Annotated in this window: 16 protein-coding genes; 4 read left to right on the top strand and 12 right to left on the bottom strand. The window is 63.8% G+C overall.

What is annotated here, in order from left to right; genetic code table 11:
- The first annotated feature begins 68 nt into the window (after window positions 1–68).
- A complete protein-coding gene (locus ACTJKF_RS29530) occupies window positions 69–2192 on the top strand; it encodes a DUF4357 domain-containing protein (RefSeq protein WP_440628480.1) in 2124 nt (707 codons plus the stop codon).
- Between the two features lie 284 nt (window positions 2193–2476).
- Here the strand turns inward: ACTJKF_RS29530 and ACTJKF_RS29525 are convergent, their stop codons facing one another.
- Entirely contained in the window at window positions 2477–3289 is an 813-nt protein-coding gene (locus tag ACTJKF_RS29525) for a hypothetical protein (protein ID WP_440628512.1), read from the bottom strand.
- A gap of 273 nt (window positions 3290–3562) precedes the next feature.
- On the opposite strand from ACTJKF_RS29525, the gene ACTJKF_RS29520 reads away from it, so the two are divergent.
- Complete coding sequence (locus ACTJKF_RS29520) at window positions 3563–4222, top strand: glutathione S-transferase family protein (RefSeq protein WP_440628478.1); 660 nt, start codon at window positions 3563–3565, stop codon at window positions 4220–4222.
- A gap of 45 nt (window positions 4223–4267) precedes the next feature.
- Here the strand turns inward: ACTJKF_RS29520 and ACTJKF_RS29515 are convergent, their stop codons facing one another.
- The 11 genes from ACTJKF_RS29515 to ACTJKF_RS29465 form a co-directional block, all read right to left on the bottom strand.
- Window positions 4268–5356: a porin gene (locus tag ACTJKF_RS29515; protein WP_440628476.1), complete on the bottom strand. Its 1089-nt coding sequence runs from the start codon at window positions 5354–5356 to the stop codon at window positions 4268–4270.
- Between the two features lie 216 nt (window positions 5357–5572).
- Window positions 5573–5908: a Rieske (2Fe-2S) protein gene (locus tag ACTJKF_RS29510; RefSeq protein WP_440628474.1), complete on the bottom strand. Its 336-nt coding sequence runs from the start codon at window positions 5906–5908 to the stop codon at window positions 5573–5575.
- A gap of 3 nt (window positions 5909–5911) precedes the next feature.
- Window positions 5912–6223: a YciI family protein gene (locus ACTJKF_RS29505; RefSeq protein WP_440628473.1), complete on the bottom strand. Its 312-nt coding sequence runs from the start codon at window positions 6221–6223 to the stop codon at window positions 5912–5914.
- Between the two features lie 5 nt (window positions 6224–6228).
- Entirely contained in the window at window positions 6229–7101 is an 873-nt protein-coding gene (locus tag ACTJKF_RS29500) for an intradiol ring-cleavage dioxygenase (RefSeq protein ID WP_440628472.1), read from the bottom strand.
- Between the two features lie 28 nt (window positions 7102–7129).
- Window positions 7130–8197, bottom strand: a complete 1068-nt coding sequence (locus ACTJKF_RS29495) for a maleylacetate reductase (protein ID WP_440628470.1) — start codon at window positions 8195–8197, stop codon at window positions 7130–7132.
- Window positions 8198–8204: 7 nt separating this feature from the next.
- Entirely contained in the window at window positions 8205–9671 is a 1467-nt protein-coding gene (locus ACTJKF_RS29490) for an aldehyde dehydrogenase family protein (protein WP_440628469.1), read from the bottom strand.
- 31 nt (window positions 9672–9702) lie between these two features.
- Window positions 9703–10722, bottom strand: a complete 1020-nt coding sequence (locus ACTJKF_RS29485) for a hydroxyquinol 1,2-dioxygenase (protein ID WP_440628467.1) — start codon at window positions 10720–10722, stop codon at window positions 9703–9705.
- 41 nt (window positions 10723–10763) lie between these two features.
- Window positions 10764–11258 carry a hydroxyquinol 1,2-dioxygenase gene (locus ACTJKF_RS29480; protein WP_440628466.1) on the bottom strand — a complete coding sequence of 165 codons (495 nt, stop codon included), beginning with the start codon at window positions 11256–11258 and terminating at the stop codon, window positions 10764–10766.
- Window positions 11259–11372: 114 nt separating this feature from the next.
- Window positions 11373–12302: a LysR substrate-binding domain-containing protein gene (locus ACTJKF_RS29475; protein ID WP_440628464.1), complete on the bottom strand. Its 930-nt coding sequence runs from the start codon at window positions 12300–12302 to the stop codon at window positions 11373–11375.
- 121 nt (window positions 12303–12423) lie between these two features.
- Window positions 12424–13674 (bottom strand): MFS transporter, encoded by a 1251-nt coding sequence (locus ACTJKF_RS29470; protein WP_440628463.1) that lies wholly within the window; start codon window positions 13672–13674, stop codon window positions 12424–12426.
- 719 nt (window positions 13675–14393) lie between these two features.
- Window positions 14394–14555: a hypothetical protein gene (locus ACTJKF_RS29465; RefSeq protein WP_440628514.1), complete on the bottom strand. Its 162-nt coding sequence runs from the start codon at window positions 14553–14555 to the stop codon at window positions 14394–14396.
- Here ACTJKF_RS29465 and ACTJKF_RS29460 point away from each other — a divergent pair.
- Both ACTJKF_RS29460 and ACTJKF_RS29455 read left to right on the top strand, forming a co-directional pair.
- Window positions 14526–17201: a type VI secretion system Vgr family protein gene (locus ACTJKF_RS29460; RefSeq protein ID WP_440628462.1), complete on the top strand. Its 2676-nt coding sequence runs from the start codon at window positions 14526–14528 to the stop codon at window positions 17199–17201. The two genes, ACTJKF_RS29465 and ACTJKF_RS29460, sit on opposite strands and share 30 nt — an antisense overlap.
- On the top strand, window positions 17198–17383 hold a 186-nt coding region (locus tag ACTJKF_RS29455; RefSeq protein WP_440628460.1), incomplete at its 3' end, for a hypothetical protein. The genes ACTJKF_RS29460 and ACTJKF_RS29455, both read left to right, overlap by 4 nt.

The following is a 17383-nucleotide window of genomic DNA, read 5'->3' as shown; positions in this document are numbered from 1 at the left end:
TATAACCCCAGGAAAACCGGTATATTGACCAACTCAAAGCGCTTCAGATTGATTTCCGGGGATTTCACGTGCCACACACGCTCACAGCAAAAGAACAAACGCTGCAGAAAATTTTCAGCGATGAATACGTATTTACAATTCCAGGCTATCAGCGCCCCTATTCCTGGGGTAATGACCAGGCGCAGGAGCTCCTCGATGACTTGCTGGGTGCACTCGAAGTCTCCCCAGAACAGCTCGGGGATGGTGTACCGTACTTTCTCGGCAGCATTGTCCTCATAAAGAGCGAAACGTCGCCAGATGCAACGGTGGTCGATGGCCAACAGCGCTTGACCACGCTGACGCTGCTTCTTTCAGCCATCAGAGCCTCAATCAGCGACCGAGCGGTGCAGACTGGTATCACGAAGCGCATTTATGAACATGGCGACGTCGTGTCGGCCACCGAAGCCAGTTACCGGCTGTCGTTGCGCGAGCGAGACAGAGATTTTTTCCGTCAGTACATCCAACACGAGGACGGCCTCGCCAAACTCATTAAACTGAACTCAACGCTGCCCAGCGCGCAGGAGCGGTTGAGAGCAAACGCCAGGGTCTTCATGAGCGGCCTGTCGGATTTGAGCGAATCCGAGCTAATAAGGCTGGTTCAGTTCATCATCACACGGTGCTATCTCGTCACCGTCGCTACGCCAGACCTCGATTCCGCATATCGCATTTTTGGTGTTCTCAATAGTCGCGGTCTCGATTTGAGCGCTACGGACATTTTGAAGGCGGAAATCATTGGAGGCATTGAATCCGGACTGCGCGAGACGTACACGAAAAAATGGGAAGACGCAGAGGAGGACTTGGGGCGCGACGAGTTCGGCGACCTATTCAGCCATATCCGAATGGTGTACCGCAGAGCCAAGCCGCAAGGGACATTGCTGAAGGAGTTCAAGGAGCATGTTACCCAGGCAACTGAGCCGCAGATGTTTGTCGACACGGTGCTCCTACCGATGGCGAGAGCGCTCGCCGCGCTCTCCGACGCCGATTACGCCAGCACGATGCATGCGGAGCTCGTGAACGAGCATCTGCGTTGGCTTAACAAGCTGGAATTCAAGGACTGGTTGCCACCGGCCTTGGCCTTTTACGTTCGGCATTCCGAGCATCCGGACTTGATGCTGACTTTCTTCCGCGACCTCGAACGCCTTGCGTATTCGATGCTCGCGCGAAAAATTGGGGTCAATGGCCGTATCGAGCGCTTCTCGGCGTTAACGGGCTCCATCGAAAATGATCAAAATCTGTTCGCTGAGGCATCAGCGTTGCAACTTTCCCCGAGTGAGCAATATGACACCTATTCGGTGCTGAACGGCCCGCTGTATGACACGCATTCTGCACGTGCCGTAGCGCTGCTGCTCTTACGCCTAGACCGTCTTTTGTCAGATGGCTCCGCGGTGTACGAACATGACGTCGTCTCAGTCGAACATGTGATGCCGCAACAGCCCGCGCCGAATAGCCAATGGGCGACGTGGGTTCCCGATGCGAAAATCTATCAAAGCTGGGTCCATCGGCTTGGCAACCTCGTGCTATTGAGCCGCAAGAAGAATAGCTCCGCGAGCAACCGAGAGTTTTCCTGGAAGAAGAACTCCTATTTCACCAAAGGTGGTGTATGCGGCTTCGCTCTTACCACTCAAGTGCTGCAGCATTCGGAGTGGACCGTGGACATCATGCAAGCGCAGCAGGCTTCGATGATGCAAGTGTTCGAGACGCACTGGCGTCTGGAGGAGCGCAAGAGCAAATCAGAAATTGCCAAGGAATTGCTTGGCGAGCTTTCATCGGACAGCGATGGCATCTACTTCGAACTGGAAAGCGCCAAGCACGGCCTCACTGCAGTGGCACGGAAAAGTAGCAGCACGTTCACCATTCTCGCGCAATCGCAAGCGCGATTGGAATGGACAGGGCAGCCACATTCATACCAACAGTTGAGAGAAAGTTTGCGGACGTTTGGTTCTCTACAACTGTCGGCAGACGGTTCACATCTGGTGTTCTCGCAGGATGTGAACTTCGTCAGTCCCAGCGCCGCGTCCGCTACCGTCTTGGGCAGAACGGACAACGGGCGGAATTCGTGGCGTCTCAAAGGAACGACGATTACCTATGCCGCATGGCAGGACAATTTGCCGGCCGACAAGTCGCCGAGCGAGACCGAAGGCGACGACCAGTAATTTCTGAGGCGAAGTTAGATCCTCTGAACCCGCCGGCCAGGCTACTTAGCAAGCTCGTTGCACAGCGGTACCTGCCTGTCGCACTGGCCTAAACAACGAGCTGGCGCGACAGGTCAGCGTGCCGCGAAGTGCCTGCGTCGCATCACGCACACCGGGCCCTGTAGAGCCCGGTGTTGACGACCGTCGAGATAAGCAGCGTCTGTGCGTTTTTCGATAAACGCTTCTTGATTTCTGTCTGGAGCGCTGGACATGCCTGCCAGGATCGCCGCCTCAGAGGAATAACCCTACTTCGACAACCGCAACTTCCTCGACAACACGACCCCACTCGACGGACTCACCAGCGAGATCGTCTCGATATCCATGTGCAACGTAGAAGTCCGGGTCGTAATATCCGTCGGCTCCTCGATGCTCGGATCGGCGTGCTCGGTTTTTTCGGTCAGGTAAGGCCGAACCAGACGCCCGGAAAAAACGAGTGCGAAGTCGCCATTCGCCTGGGCATACACCGCGGGCGAAATCCGCATGCTGCTCCTGACCGTGGTCTTCTTGCCGTGTCCGGCCTCGAGCTGGATGATGTCGACCTGCTGGATATACCCCTTGGCCTTCGCTTCGGGTGCAATCACAAGCCCTCGCCCCCGTGGCCCCTTCGTGACCTTTCTGAGCAGGATGTCCGTCCGGTCGTCGCGCCCTGCGTCGAACAGGTCGACGTCGAGCGTCAACAGGTGCCGCTTCGATTGGTACCGCAGCCCGTACCGCACCGGCACGACGAACGTGACGTCACGATCCAGACCGACGGCCGCCAGGTCGGGATTCGGCGCATGGCGGTCGGTAGCGTCGGAGACCAGGCCGCGAACCCGGTCGCTCAACGAAGGTGCGGTGGCGCTGATGTGCAGCTTCTTCAGCGTATCCCGAATGGCAACCGGGTCGTCGCCGACGATCGGTCGTCCAGGCGGCGTGTCGTGATCGACAGCGGACGCGACGTGCGTCGTGCCGTCGGCAGCGTCCGCCGCCGCAAGCGCCGCGACGGGCGCCAGCATCATCATCAGGGCAACGACGCACGCGACGTTCGAACGGCCCAACTTGGATTTCCGGTGAAGCACGATGAGCTCCTGATTTTCTTGCAGATCGATCAACGACGAGCACTATAGGGCGGAATCACCGGCAACGCATCCCCTGTTTGAAATTCACCGATCGCCGGGATCCGCCATCGAGCATCCGCACCCTCCCCCCGTCACGTGGCGCAAGTCGGCCATGGTCGCGAACCGTTGACGTGACTGCGTGATGATGCACCGCCACAGCGAATTTTTCCAAGACGGCGGCGCACCGCCGTCCTACATTGGAAGACCTGCCCCCAACGCACACCGGAGCCCGCGATGCCGCAAGACCGTCACCTGACCCTGTTCCACTCCCCGCGCAGTCGTTCGGCCGGCGCGCGCATGCTGCTCGAGGAACTGGGCGCCGACTACGAACTGCACGCGTTCGACCTCACCACCGGAAAGCATCACGAAGCCGATTACCTCGCCATCAACCCGATGGGCAAGGTCCCGGCACTGCGCCACGGCGACGTGATCGTCACCGAGCAGGCAGCCGTCTACATGTACGCGGCGGAACTGTATCCGGAAGCCGGCCTGTCGCCGGCGCCGGGCGATGCGCTGCGCGGCCCGTACCTGCGCTGGATGACGTTCTATGGGTCGTGCTTCGAGCCGGCCCTCGTCGACCGCTCGATGAATCGCCCGCCTGCCGCGTACTCGACGTCGCCCTATGGCGACTTCGATACCGTCGTCAACGCGATCGATGCGCAACTGTCGAAGGGACCTTACCTGCTGGGCGAACGCCTTACGGCGGCTGACGTGCTGTGGGCCTCGGCGCTGAACTGGACCACGATGTTCAAGCTGGTGCCGGAAACGCCGCGCATTCGTGCCTATATCGATCGCGTGCTTGCCCGCCCGGCGATCCAGCGCGCGCAGGCAGCGGATGCCGCGCTGGCAGCGGAACAGGACAAGGCGAAAACGGCAGCCGCCGCGGCGAAGTAGTCCGGTGCACGGCGGGCCTCGACGCAAGGCCCGCCCGCCACCCCGTCAGAACATCGTATGCAACCCGATCCGGGCCACCGCCTGGGTCGCTGAACTCGACGCCCCGTTCGGATCGAGCACCCCGTTGATCTGCGCGTTCGCGCCACTGTTCGCGCGCTGGTAGTCGGCAGACACATAAACCATCGTCCGCTTCGTCAACAGGTATTGCAGCGCGACGCTCACCTGATGCGCATGGTTGTCATTCACGGCCTCGTTGCCCTTCATGTACATGTACTTCGCGCCGAGCACGACGTCCGGCCTGATGTGCCACACGCCGCCAGCCTCGGCCATCCACACGCCGGCATCGTTGAACGAATTGTGCACGGTGGTCAGCAGCGCCTTCGCGGTCACCGCGCCGAAGTCATAGTGCATCCCGACGCCCCAGTTGCGCACGCTGGTCGACGGCGTACCAGGCGCCGGGCCATACTTCTCGTTGGTATAGGCCGCGCCGATCCCGAACGGCCCGACGTCGTAGTTCAACCCGGCGCTCACGGCATTGTCCGCGCCGACGGAGCCGGCCACGCCGCCGAACGCATACATCACGCCACCGGACAACCCCGCAATCGTCGGCGAACTGTATTTGACAGAATTCGCAATAGCCTTGCTGCCCGCCGTGCGGTCCCAGTCGAACGCGCCGGTCGGATTGCCCGGCAGCGCAAGACGCTGGAACGGACCGTTCCTGAACCCGTACAGCCCCGTGAGGTCCATCGAGATCGCATTCCCCTTCGAGAACAGGGAATCGACCATGAAGTCGTACTGATTCCCGAGCCGGATGCTGCCGAACCGGTCGCTCTCGATACCCACGTACGCGTTACGCCCGAAGATCCCGGTCCCGATGATGCTGCCGTTCGCCATCGAGAACTGGTTCACGAGCGCGAACGTCGCGTGATAACCGCCGCCGAGGTCTTCCGTGCCGCGCAAGCCGAACAGGTTCGGCGTGAAGATGCCGTCGTCGAACTTGACGTTCTTCCCGCCGCCCTCGTTGCTGACATACGAAATGCCGCTGTCGATCAGACCGAACAGGGTCACGCTGCCTTGGGCGTACGCACCCTGCGCGATGACAAGCATCGCGACTGCTCCAAACCTGAGTTTCATGGTGTCTCCGTCTTTTTTTGAAATGTGAGCCATGCGCCCGTTACGTCGTGGGCGCTCGGCCAATGCTTCGTGAAACAACACCTTCCCCGCCCGAATCAGGCTGCATCCGGGCCGGTATTTCCCAATTTAGTTCGTTGTACTGAATCGACGAAACGGATGAGATTCCGCCCATTCCCGCCCTCATCCACCCCGAGACGCTCGGGTCCCTCTACCGGTTCAATCCCCTCGACAAATCACCCACGCCGCCGCATCCACCTCGACGGCCACGGCTTCCAGCCCGGCTCCCGCACACGGCCCGTCGATACACATCCCGTCGTCGAACCGGAACAGCGCGCTGTGATGCGCGCACATCAGCACCTGGGACCGGTAACAGGACACATTGCCGGGCACGAAATCGAGCGGCACCGAAAAATGCGGGCAACGATTCACATAAGCCCACACCTGCTCCCCGCGCCGCACGACGATGACGGAGCGCCCGATGCACACTTCATCGACGACCCGTGCCCCACCGTCAGGCACATCCGAGAAGCGACACAGTTGCGCGGCACCCATGACTCACACTCTCCGCTCGGGATTGCCGAGGCTCCAGTTCCACGGACGCACCTCCACCCGCGAGAACAGTCCTTCCTTCACATACGGATCGTTGCCGACGAACTGCATCACCGCGTCGATGTCGTCCGCCTCGATGACGAGCAGCGTGCCGTTCATCGCATCGCCCTGCGGATCGAGCGTCGGCCCGCCGAGCCGCACAACCACGCCGTGCTGCGCGGCGGAGCGCAGGTAGTGCCGATGCGTGGGCCGCACGCGGTCGCGCACTTCGCGCATCCCGGGCTGGTCCGTCGCGAACACCGCAAAGAATCGCGCCATGTCGGTCAGCTCCGGTCGAGCACGAAGTCGTACGTCGCTTCGCGGTAAGCACCGCTGATACCAATCCGGCGCGCGAGTTCGTCATCCGCCGCACGCGGACGATAGGCGACCATCAGCGACGGCTTCACGCCGAACACGGCATCCGACTTCAGGTATTCGTCGTCCTCGTCGAACAGATGCGTGACGAGCTTGCGATAACCCGGCGCGTCGATCATGAAGTGCAGATGCGCGGGCCGCCACGGATGACGGCCGGTGGCGTCGAGCATCCGCCCGACCGGCCCGTCGGTCGGAATCGGATAGCTGACCGGCAGAATCGTCCTGATCGCATAACGACCTTCGGCGTCGGTCCGGTAGCGCCCGCGCAGGTTGCCGTGCGGCTGCGCCTTGTCCTGCCCGGAATACATGCCGTTGTCCGCGGTCTGCCACACGTCGAGCACGGCGTCCGGCACCAGCGTACCGTCGGTGGCACGCACGCGACCCTGCACGACCACCGGCGTGCCGGGCGTGAACGCCATGTTCTCGCCATACGCACGATCCGGCATGCCCTCGATGTAGAACGGCCCGAATACGGTCGTTTCCGTCGCGCCGGTCGCAAGGCGATGGTTGATCGCATCGACCAGCATCGACACGCCCAGCGTGTCCGACAGCAGGATGAACTCCTGGCGCACGACGTCGTCGCACATCTGCCCGGTTTCGGTCAGGAAGCGAATCGCGGCCATCCACTCGGCCTCGGTCAACTCCGTTTCGCGGACGAACGCATGCAGATGCCGCACGAGGCTCTGCATCAACACGCGCAAGCGCGGATTCGGCGTCCCGCCGAAGCTGGCGACGACCTGCTCGGTCAGCCGGGTATCGCCGTCATGATGATCATTCGTCACGTTCGTCTCCTGTGTTTCAGCCGGCCGCTCAATTCGGCTCGCGCCCTTCCCACGCATGCTGAAGCAATTCGCGAATCGGCGCACGTTCGATCGGCCGCGGATTCGCATACGGGTTCCGGCACGCGAGATCGGCGGCTTCGTCGAGGCCGGCTTCCGGCATCCCGATGTCGGCGAGCGCCGCCGACAAGCCAAGCTGCCGGTTCAACGCGAACAGCAGCGGGCCGGCGTCGGCCGCGTCGGTGCCGCCCAGTGCCCGTGCGACGCGGCGCAGCGCATCGGGCGCCGCGGCATGGTTGTAGTGCGCGGTATGCGGCAGCATCGCGGCATGCGTCTGCGCGTGCGGCAGGTTGAAAGTCCCGCCGAGCGTATGACAGAGCTTGTGGTGCAACGCCATCCCGACCGCACCCAAGCACATGCCGGCGAGCCAGGCGCCATACAACGCGCGGCTGCGCGCTTCCCGGTCGGCCGGCTCGCGCACCACGCGGGGCAGCGCGTCGCCCAGCGCCCGAATCGATTCCTCCGCCATCAGGCCGATCACGGGGTTCGCATCGTCCGCATAGAGCGCTTCGACCGCGTGCGCCATCGCATTGACGCCGGACGCCGCCGAAATCCCCGGCGGCAGCGACAACGTCAGGGACGGGTCGTAGAGCACCGTGCGCGGCAGCACGCGCGCATCGCGCCCGGTCCGCTTCAGCCGGCCTTCGGTGAGCCCGTAGATCGGCGTCATCTCCGAGCCGGCATAGGTCGTCGGCACGGCGAGGATCGGCAGCGACGATTCGAGCGCGATCGCCTTGCCGAGCCCGATCGTCGAGCCGCCGCCAATCGCGATGCAGCAATCCGCACCCAGCCCGGCGGCCATCTCGCGGGCGGCACGCGCCACTTCGACCGGCACGTGCATCACGGCCTGCGCGCATACGCCGGCCGCACGCTCGCCGAGCACGTCCCTGACCCGTTCGGCGAGCGGCTGCTGCTCGGGCGTCGACAGAATCAGCGCCCGCTGCGCGCCGAGCGCGGCCAGTTCGTCGGGCAAGCGCGCGAGCGCGCCCCATTCGAACACGACGCGCGACGGCGTCCCCTGATACACGAAGCGCTCCATCGCAGCCTCAGCGCTTGAAGTGCGGCGGCACCTTGCCGTCGACGTTGACCCACACCGAGCGTGCTTCCGTGTAATCGTGCATCGCCTCGAAACCCATCTCGCGGCCATAGCCCGACTTGCCGATACCGCCGAACGGGCTGCCCGGATTGACGCGCTTGTAGCAGTTGATCCAGCACATGCCCGCGTCGATCTGCGACGCCAGCTTGTGCGCGCGCGAAAGATCGTTGGTCCACAGGCCGCTGCCAAGCCCGTATTCGGTCGCGTTGGCGATCGCCAACGCCTCCTCGTCGCTGCCGAAGCGCAACACGGTGACGAACGGCCCGAACACCTCCTCCTGCGCGACGCGATCGGCCGCGCTCTTCGCTTCGATGATGGTCGGACGCACGTAGTAGCCGTCGGCGAGCGCGGCATCCTGCGGCGCGCTGCCGCCGGCGAGCACGCGGCCACCCTGCTCGCGCGCAACGTCGACGAACGACAGCACGCGCTCGAGGTGCTGCTTCGACGTCAGCGGGCCCATCTCGGTGTCGGGATCGAGCGGATTGCCGACGCGGATCGACGACGCCAGCGACACGAAGCGCTCGAGGAACGCGTCGGCGATGCGCTCATGCAGCACTAGGCGCGAGCCCGCGATGCACGCCTGCCCCTGGTTGTGGAAGATGGCCCATGCGGCGCCGTTGATGGCCGCGTCGAGGTTCGCATCGTCGAACACGATGTTCGCGCCCTTGCCGCCCAGCTCCAGCTGCACGCGCTTCAGGTTGCCCTGCGACGCCTCGACGATCCGGCGGCCGGTCGCGGTCGAACCGGTGAACGCGATCTTCCCGACACCGGGGTGTTCGGCAAGGCGCTGGCCGGCCGTATGGCCGTAGCCGGGGACGATATTGACGACACCGGCCGGGAACCCGACCTCGGCCATCAGTTCGACGATCCGCAACGTCGACAGCGGCGTGATTTCCGACGGCTTGAGCACCACCGTGTTGCCGGCGGCCAGCGCCGGGCCCATCTTCCAGCTCGTGAACATCAGCGGGAAATTCCACGGCACGATCTGGCCGACGACGCCGATCGGCGCGCGCTGCACATAATTCAGGAAGCCGGTTTCGACCGGAATCACCGAGCCTTGCAGCTTGTCGGCCATGCCGCCGAAATAGCGGAAGCAGGCGGCCGTGCGCGGCACGTCGAGCGCGCGCGAATCGCGGATCGGGTGGCCGGTGTCCAGCGATTCGAGCTGCGCGAGCGCTTCGGCATTGGCCTCGATGGCATCGGCCAGGCGCAGCAGCAGCCGGCCGCGCTCGGCCGCCGGCATCGCCGACCACTTCGGGAACGCGCGGGTCGCCGCTTCGACGGCCAGATCCACGTCTGCAGCGGTCGCGGCGGCGATCTTCGCGATCAGCGAGCCGTCGTGCGGATTGAGCACGTCGATGGTGCCGCGCTCGACGGCGTCGACGAAGCGCCCGTCGATGAAGAGTTGGGTTTGCATGAATCGTCCTCGATGGTATGCGTGTGTGCGCTTAGAACGCGATCGGATACGGCGCAAGCTCGCCGCTCTCGTAGCGTTGCGGCAGGTCGGGCGTTGCGTTTTCCCAGACCAGCAGCATCGAACGCTTCGTCGAGTAGCCCTGATGCCGGATGTCGGCGGGCATCGCGCAGATGTCGCCGGCGCGCATCGTGATGCGCGCGCGCGGCGCACCGGTGTTCTTGTCGCCGATGTCCCACACGATTTCGTCCGACAGTTGCAGGAACCATTCGACGCGGTCGTTGCCGTGGAACACCGGCAGGATGAATTCCTCGGTGGTCGGGCAGAACAGGCTGCGCCCGCACACCGAGGTGACCGACGGATTCCACGTCACGTCCGAACGCGACAGGTACTTGAACAGGTTGAACGCGTGCAGCTCGCCTTCGAAGCCCGGCTTCACGTGCACTTCCGGCTCGTCCTGCGCGACGTCGAGGAACGCGCGGTTGACCGGCAGCTCGTCGCGCAACGGCGAGTCGCCTTCGAGGCCCGGCATGCGACGCGTCGCGATGCGCGTGCGCTCGATCGCCGCACCGTTCTCGCCGTGTTTGCGGCCGAATGCGGTCCCGGTTTCCTCGGGCGCCGCGAACGGATCGAAGCCTTCGTTGGTCCAGTCGTGCAGCATGGCCTTGAAGGTCGCCATGATGATCGGCGTGTCGAACGTCTCGGTGTAGTCGACGCCCGCTTCCTTCAGGATGCCGTTGAAGGTGCCCGCATACATGTCGACCTTGCCGTAGTGATTGCGCGTGCCGAACACGTGATCGAAATTCACCCAGCCGTAGAAGAAGCCCCACGCGACGTCGCGCATCATCGCGCGCAGGAAGGCGTCCGCGGGCATCGCATGCGTGCGGGTCTGGCCTTTGGCGGGCCAGCCGATCTTCACGAAGTACTCGTCGCGCTGGAACGAGAATTCACCGAGGTGGAAGCGGCGGTAGCCGGTGACGGCATCGGCTTCCGTGGCCTGCACCAGATCGGCGGCGAAGCCTGCGGAAAGATCGAGGGTCTCGAGGGTGGCCATGACGTGTCTCCTGAATAGTCGAATGGGGGCGGTCGGATGGGTCAGTGCAGGCAGATATCGGCCCACTTCTCGACGGACAGCTCGCCGAGCACGGTCTGCACGAGCGCGACGCCCGGCTTGCCCGCGGCGAACCGATACGCGCAGCCGGCCGGCAGCAGTGCCTGGTGCCCCTTGCGCAACACGACGTAACCCATCTCGCGGCCGGCCGGCTGCGTGCCGGCATGCACAGTGCCGCGGCCGGTGGTGGGCGGGTTGTCGAGCTTGATGAATTCGATGCGGACTTCGCCATCCATCTGGATCGCGAATTCGTCATGCGCGCACGCGAACCACGGCGACTGGCCGTCGGTGCGCAGCACTTCGATCACGTATTCGAGGTTTTTTCCGGCGACGACTTTCTCGTAGGGCGCCGACTTCGATGCCACGTCGAAGACGTTCGAGAACGCGTAGTGCTTGGCGCTGCCGCTGGTGATTTCGATCTCGCCCCGGGCGTAGCCGTCGAGCGAGCCAAAGACGGTATGGAATGCCGTGTCGGTCATTGCTGTCTCCTGAGTTGAACCGCTTGTTGGATTCAACTTTAGGGGCGAGCGCGCCCCTCAACAAGGCAACGGACCGCGACTACGGCATTTGCGTTTCGCGAATAATCGCTTCGTTCAGCGAACCCAGCCGCGCTCGAGCAGCGGGCGGTCCCACGGCGACTCGTCGCCGATGTATTCGACGAGGAATTCGACCAGCGCCTTCACCTTCAACGCCTGTCGCTGCGTTGCGGGATAAACGGCGGCGAAGCTCAGCGGCGCGATCTCGAAGTCGGTGAGGATGGGCACCAGCCGGCCCGCGACGAGCGCGTCGCTCGCGACCAGCGTGGGCAGGCACACGACGCCGCCGCCGGTCAGCGCGTACTCGCGCAGCAAGTGCACCGAGTTCGAGCGGATCATGCCCGGCAACTCCATTTCGACGACTTCGTCGCCGCGCGTCAGCGTCCAGCGATTGCGTGATGGATAACCCGAATACAGCGCCGTGGTGTGCTGCAGCAATTCGCGCGGATGTTGTGGCGCGCCATGCGCTTCGAGGTAGGCCGGCGACGCGCAGAACAGGCGCCGGACCACGAACAGGCGCCGCTCGATCAGCGACTCGGAAATCGGCGGGAAGATCTGGAACGCGATGTCGAACCCTTCTTCGACAGGGTCCACGACACGGTCATTGACGATGATGTCGAGCTGGATGCCCGGGTAGCGGCGATTGAATTCGGCGAGCGGCACGCCGAAGTGATCGAGCGCGAAGCCGGGCAGCATCTGGATGCGCAGCCGCCCGGTCGGTGTCGCGCGCAACTCGCGCATCTGGTCGGTCAGCTCGTTGACGCGCCCGACCACCTCGGCGCACTCGCGGTAGAAGGTCTCGCCCACTTCGGACAGCCGCACGTGGCGCGTGCTGCGATGGAACAGCGGCGCGTTGACGAACTTCTCCAGCTGCTGGATCCGGTTCGTCACGACCGAACTGGTGACCCCAAGCTGCCGGGCCGCTTCCGCGAAACTGCTCGCCTCCGCGACCCTGACGAATGCCTCGATGCTCAGAAACCGGTCCATACCGCGCCCTTCCTGAAAGCGAAACAGGCAGTCTAACCGTACCGGGCGGCCGGTTGGGTGATGCGGAACGCGTCACACTGTCACCTGGCAGGTGTCAATCTCGCGAGCCGCATCGCGCACGTCAGGGCTGCTTGCCCGCCGTCAGTCCCGGCTGCGCGCCGATACGGCGCTGCAGCACGGCCGGCGCGGTTTCCCGCAGCAGCATGCTGACCACGATGCCGAGCATCACCGCCCCCATCGGCAGCCACAGAATGTTCTGGATCCCGAAGTGCGCGGCGACATAGCCGCCCATCGCCGGCGCGATGCCGCCGCCGAAGATCTCGCCGCAGCCGACCACCACGCCGATCGACGTCGAGACGAGGCCGACGGGTGCCGCTTCGGTCGCCACCGGCCCGGACAGCAGCGACACCAACCCGAGCGTGAAGAACGACGCGACGAACAGGACAACGAACAGCGTGACCGGCTGCGGGCCGAGGCCGCGGAAAATGTAGAGCATCACAGCCGTGCCGGCGAAGCCGGCGATACTCGCGAGGCGGCGGCCCACCAGGTCGGACAGGCCGGGCAACCCGAACTGCCCGAGAAAGCCGCCGAAGCCGATCGCCGACACCACGAGGCCCATCTTCTGCGTGTCGAGCGACAGGTAGTCCGTCAGGTACAGCGGCAGCAGCGCGCCGAGCACGAACACGCCGGTCATCGCGCAACACAGCGCGGCCATCGCGACGAGGATGTTGCGGCGCTTGAGCACATGGCCGAGCGACGCCGGCGCGTGTTCCGACGCGACCTCCTTCGCACGCTTCGGTTCGCGGATCACGACGAACATGATCGCGCCGAGGATCAGGCCAGGCACGGCCACGAGCGCGAACACCCAGCGCCACGACACGAAGTTGAGCAGTTGCGTCGCGATGATCGGCGACAGCGCCAGCCCGAACAGCGCGAAGCCGCTTTGCTGCAGCCCGAGGTTCAGGCCGCGCCGCCGCGGATGCGATGCATCGGCGGTCGCCGCGAAGCTGGTCGGGCAGAACGAGCCCTCGGCGACGCCCATCAGCCCGCGGATCGCGATCAGGCCGAGCAGCCCGCCCGCGAGGCCCGAGAAGCCCGACAGCAGCGAGAACAGGACGATGGCGGGAATCAGCACCTTGCGGCGGCCGATCTTGTCGGAGATGCCGCCCATCAGGGCGGCGAAGATGCCCCACGACAGGCCGAGCACGCCGATGCAGTTGCCGACGTCCTGTGCGGTCAGGTGCAGGTCCTTCATGATCGAAGGGAACAGCGGCGCGATGAGCCAGCGGTCGAGGCCGACCAGCCCGAAGCCGAGCGCCAGCAGCGTGACCGCCTTCCACTCGTAGGCGGTATCCCACTCGTTTGCTTTCATGTCTGTCTCCGTGGATGGGTCCGCCTGCGCGCGCCGAAGCGTCCGTGCATGAGCCCGATCCGTTGTCCTGGTGTGCGATGCGACGTGAGTCGCGAGGAAGTGGCGGCCGCCTTTCCGGTTGCAGGCGTCGAATTCAATCAGCCGACGCCCGAACGATAGGGGCGCGGCTGCGGATCGGGTATGGAACAACCGGCGAACGCGCCATTCGCGAAATGCAAATAATCGGGGGCGGGAGGCAGGAAGTGTCGACGGGCCGGCGCTGCGCAAGCGGCCGCGGCGTCGACATGACGCTCACCGGCGCGTTACGGGGGAATCCCTCATGGACATCGCGAGTTCACGCGCATGGCCTGCGCAGGCCCGCGTACGATCCCGTTCGCATTTTTTCTCTGATACCGCAACACGCAGTCGTTCGCCCTCACATCTGACAAATCGAGTTTTTAAAAATCCACACCCCTTTTAACCGTACTAAACAACCCGGCCACGCCCTGCCGCTCACCCAACAATTGTCGAGACCTCATCAATCTCACCAAGACATAAGATTTTTCAAAAAAACAAACAAATCACCAAAAACGCAAACCACTGTTTCTTAAAGTCAAATCACAAAATCTCAAAATAAAAACCATTGTTTTCAACCAGATAAATTTGTTAATCTTCGCCGCGCGATTTAGCGGACTCCCGCCCTTCACCATAACGATATTCAATTTCAGACAAATCAGAATTCAGAACAAAGCAATGAGATCAGGGTGATGTCGATAGCAAAAACACTCCGTAATTTTGCGTCGGGTCTGATTACCGGAAACACGCGGCCAGTCGACCTCCATTTCGGGCGGGCGCAACGCGCGGTCGGCCATTTGCTGGCGCTCCATCACGCCGATATCCATGAAGGGGTGATGTCCGGAATCGACGGGCAACTGACCTGCGTATCCACCCACGACCATCTGTCGCCCGCGCTGTTTCTCGGGCTGCCCGTGTCAGTGCGTCTGACGACCGATCGGGGCGGCGTACGAGCGATCAATGCGATCGTGCACGAAGTGCGGACCGGTCAATCCGACGGCGAGCTGACCGTCTATCAATTGCAGGTGTGCGACGCGCTGTCGTTGATGGAGGGTCGCACGAACGCCCGCGTGTTCCGATCGCTCAGCGTGATGGACATCCTCGCGACACTGATGAGCGAATGGCAACAGCGCAGCCCCGCCCTCGCGCGGGCATTCGATTTCGACCTGTCCGGGCTGCAGGACGATCGCTATCCGGTGCGTGAGCTCACGCGGCAGGTCAACGAATCGGACGCGCGCTTCATCCGGCGTCTGCTGCGCCGGGAAGGCATCACGGTCTTCGTGAAGGCCGAGCCGGTCGAACGCGCTCACGGCATGACCGACGAGCGGCCGGTTCACACTCTCGTATTTTGCGACGATCCGCAGCGCCTGAGGGCGGTGCCGGCCGGTGCGCTGCGCCTTCACCCTCGCGACGCCGGGGCTGCGCAGCGCGACACGGTGACGCTCTTTGCGCACCGCCAGAGCCTGTCGTCCGGCAAGGTTCGCCGTCCGTCGTGGGACTACAAGGCGGCTCGTGTCGACGATTCCATGGCCGTCACCAGCCTCGACCAGGGCGAATCGGGAAACGATCTGGCACACCTGCTGACCGACGTCGCGATCGACATCCCGCACGTCGGCGATTCGTGGAACGACCACGACCGCCTCACGCACGACCGGATACTGGCTCACCAGTTCGAAGCCGAGCGATACGACGGGATCAGCAGCGTGCGCGACTTGCCGGTCGGCCACTGGTTCACGCTGACGGGCGACCCGGAGCTTGATATGAAACCGGCCGAACAACGTCAGTTTGTCGTCACGTCGGTTCGACACGATATCCGGAACAACCTGCCGAAGCAGCTTGCGAGTCGGGCGCAGGGACTCTTCGCGGCGAGCCGGAACCTGGCGCACACCAGTCCGGCGACACTTGCCGATCCGTCGGAGCAAACCGACACACGTTACGAGAACCGATTCACCTGCGTGAGACGCGGTGTGCCGCTCAAGCCCGCCTACGATCCGAAGATCGATGTGCCGCCGGTTCACCTGCTGACCGGCACGATCGTCGGCACGCAGGGAGAGGAAGTGTTTTGCGACGAGGCCGGCCGCGTGCGTGTGCGGATCCACGGTTACGATCCGGCCGATCATGCGCATGCGCAAGGCGCCGGAACGAACGGACAGGCTGGCGACAGTGCGCCCATTCGCGTCGGGACGAATCTGGCGGGCGGCAACTTCGGGACCCTCTTCCTGCCCCGTGTCGGGATGGAAGTGCTGTTGGGATGTCTTGCCGGCGACCCGGACCGGTTGGTCATCATCGGCGTCCTGAGCAACGGTGCGAACCCGCCCGTGACCTTCAGCCATACCGGCGCGCTTCCAGGCAACCGGTTCCTCTCCGGGATCAAGACCAGGGAAATCGCGGGCAGGCGCTATAACCAGCTTCGTCTGGACGATACGCCGTCGCAAATCTCGGCGCAGTTGGCGAGCGAACACGCGCATACCGAATTGAATCTCGGGTACCTGACGCAGCCGCGCGAGAACGGGCACGGGAACGATCGCGGCGAAGGCGCGGAGTTGCGCACCGATGCCGCGGCCGCGTTGCGCGCCGCCCGCGGCATCCTGCTGTCGACCTATGCGCGCACGCGGGCCACCGGCGGCCAGCTCGATCGTGACGAACTGATTCGCCTGCTCGATCGATGCACCGAACTCTTCAAATCGCTTGGCGACCATGCCGGCCAGCATGGCGGGCAATCCGCCGACACCGCCGGCCAGGACACCCTCGCCAGTGCATTCCGCAACTGGACCCCCGGCGCAGCGCAAGCCGGCGCGGCCGACGACGCGTCCGCGTTGCTCGCATTGGGCGCGCAGTCCGGCGCGCTCCACGTCACGCCCAGAACGCACGTCATCTATGCGGGCGAGAACGTCGATCAGGTCGCGCAGCAACACGTGCAAGTCACGAGCGGCGAGCGCATCAGTCTGCAAGCCGGTCGCGGCGTCGCGATGTTTGCACACGGCGACGGCGTGTCGGCAATCGCGAACCAGGGGAAGGTCACGATTCAGTCGCAGAACGACGATACGCAAATCGATTCGGCGAAGAACATTCAACTGACCGCGGCGGACGGACGACTTGCCGGCACCGCGCGTGACGAAATCGTGCTCGTTACGTCCGGCGGCGCATATCTCAAGCTGCATGGTGGCGATATCGAGCTGGGGTGCCCGGGCACCTTCACGGTGAAGTCGGGCGGCCATGCATGGGATGGTCCCGCGAGCGTGAGCGCGGACATGCCGACGTTTGATCAGGACACGCTCGGCCGGGTGCCGAAGTTGGTCCGGTCGACGGACGGCAACGCGGCGGCCGGGTTCGCGGGCCACGTCGAGAAGTCGTCCGAGGCGCTGTCGAAGTTGACGACCGACGCTGCAGGCCAACTGCCGGCGGTGGATGCCGACCAGGTCGAGCGGCTTGCGGTGCAGTTCATCAAGAAGCACGTTCAGGAGTCTGAATGACCGATTCATTTCTCGCTTCGCAGCGAGTGACGGACGCTCGCACCACCGCGTCGAACACCGACATGAATGCTGCCGGCGCGCCTGCGTCTCGTCCTGAACCGCCGCCAATCATCGTTGGCCGTGTTGAAGGGATGACGATGTTCGCGAAGAACACGCCGCTGATCTGCATCAAGCAATTGCCG

This window comes from Burkholderia sp. 22313, from assembly GCF_052045245.1.
In the GTDB taxonomy this organism is placed as follows: domain Bacteria; phylum Pseudomonadota; class Gammaproteobacteria; order Burkholderiales; family Burkholderiaceae; genus Burkholderia.
Note: the sequence above shows the minus strand (reverse complement) of the source record. Positions and strands in the feature narration are given on the sequence as shown.

Excerpts from the sequence above, each read along its gene's own strand:
- ACTJKF_RS29520 (WP_440628478.1), top strand. The coding sequence starts at position 3,563 with ATGCCGCAAGACCGTCACCTGACCCTGTTCCACTCCCCGCGCAGTCGT.
- ACTJKF_RS29515 (WP_440628476.1), bottom strand. The coding sequence starts at position 5,356 with ATGAAACTCAGGTTTGGAGCAGTCGCGATGCTTGTCATCGCGCAGGGT.
- ACTJKF_RS29510 (WP_440628474.1), bottom strand. The coding sequence starts at position 5,908 with ATGGGTGCCGCGCAACTGTGTCGCTTCTCGGATGTGCCTGACGGTGGG.
- ACTJKF_RS29505 (WP_440628473.1), bottom strand. The coding sequence starts at position 6,223 with ATGGCGCGATTCTTTGCGGTGTTCGCGACGGACCAGCCCGGGATGCGC.
- ACTJKF_RS29495 (WP_440628470.1), bottom strand. The coding sequence starts at position 8,197 with ATGGAGCGCTTCGTGTATCAGGGGACGCCGTCGCGCGTCGTGTTCGAA.
- ACTJKF_RS29490 (WP_440628469.1), bottom strand. The coding sequence starts at position 9,671 with ATGCAAACCCAACTCTTCATCGACGGGCGCTTCGTCGACGCCGTCGAG.
- ACTJKF_RS29485 (WP_440628467.1), bottom strand. The coding sequence starts at position 10,722 with ATGGCCACCCTCGAGACCCTCGATCTTTCCGCAGGCTTCGCCGCCGAT.
- ACTJKF_RS29480 (WP_440628466.1), bottom strand. The coding sequence starts at position 11,258 with ATGACCGACACGGCATTCCATACCGTCTTTGGCTCGCTCGACGGCTAC.
- ACTJKF_RS29475 (WP_440628464.1), bottom strand. The coding sequence starts at position 12,302 with ATGGACCGGTTTCTGAGCATCGAGGCATTCGTCAGGGTCGCGGAGGCG.
- ACTJKF_RS29470 (WP_440628463.1), bottom strand. The coding sequence starts at position 13,674 with ATGAAAGCAAACGAGTGGGATACCGCCTACGAGTGGAAGGCGGTCACG.
- ACTJKF_RS29465 (WP_440628514.1), bottom strand. The coding sequence starts at position 14,555 with ATGGATATCGGCGTGATGGAGCGCCAGCAAATGGCCGACCGCGCGTTG.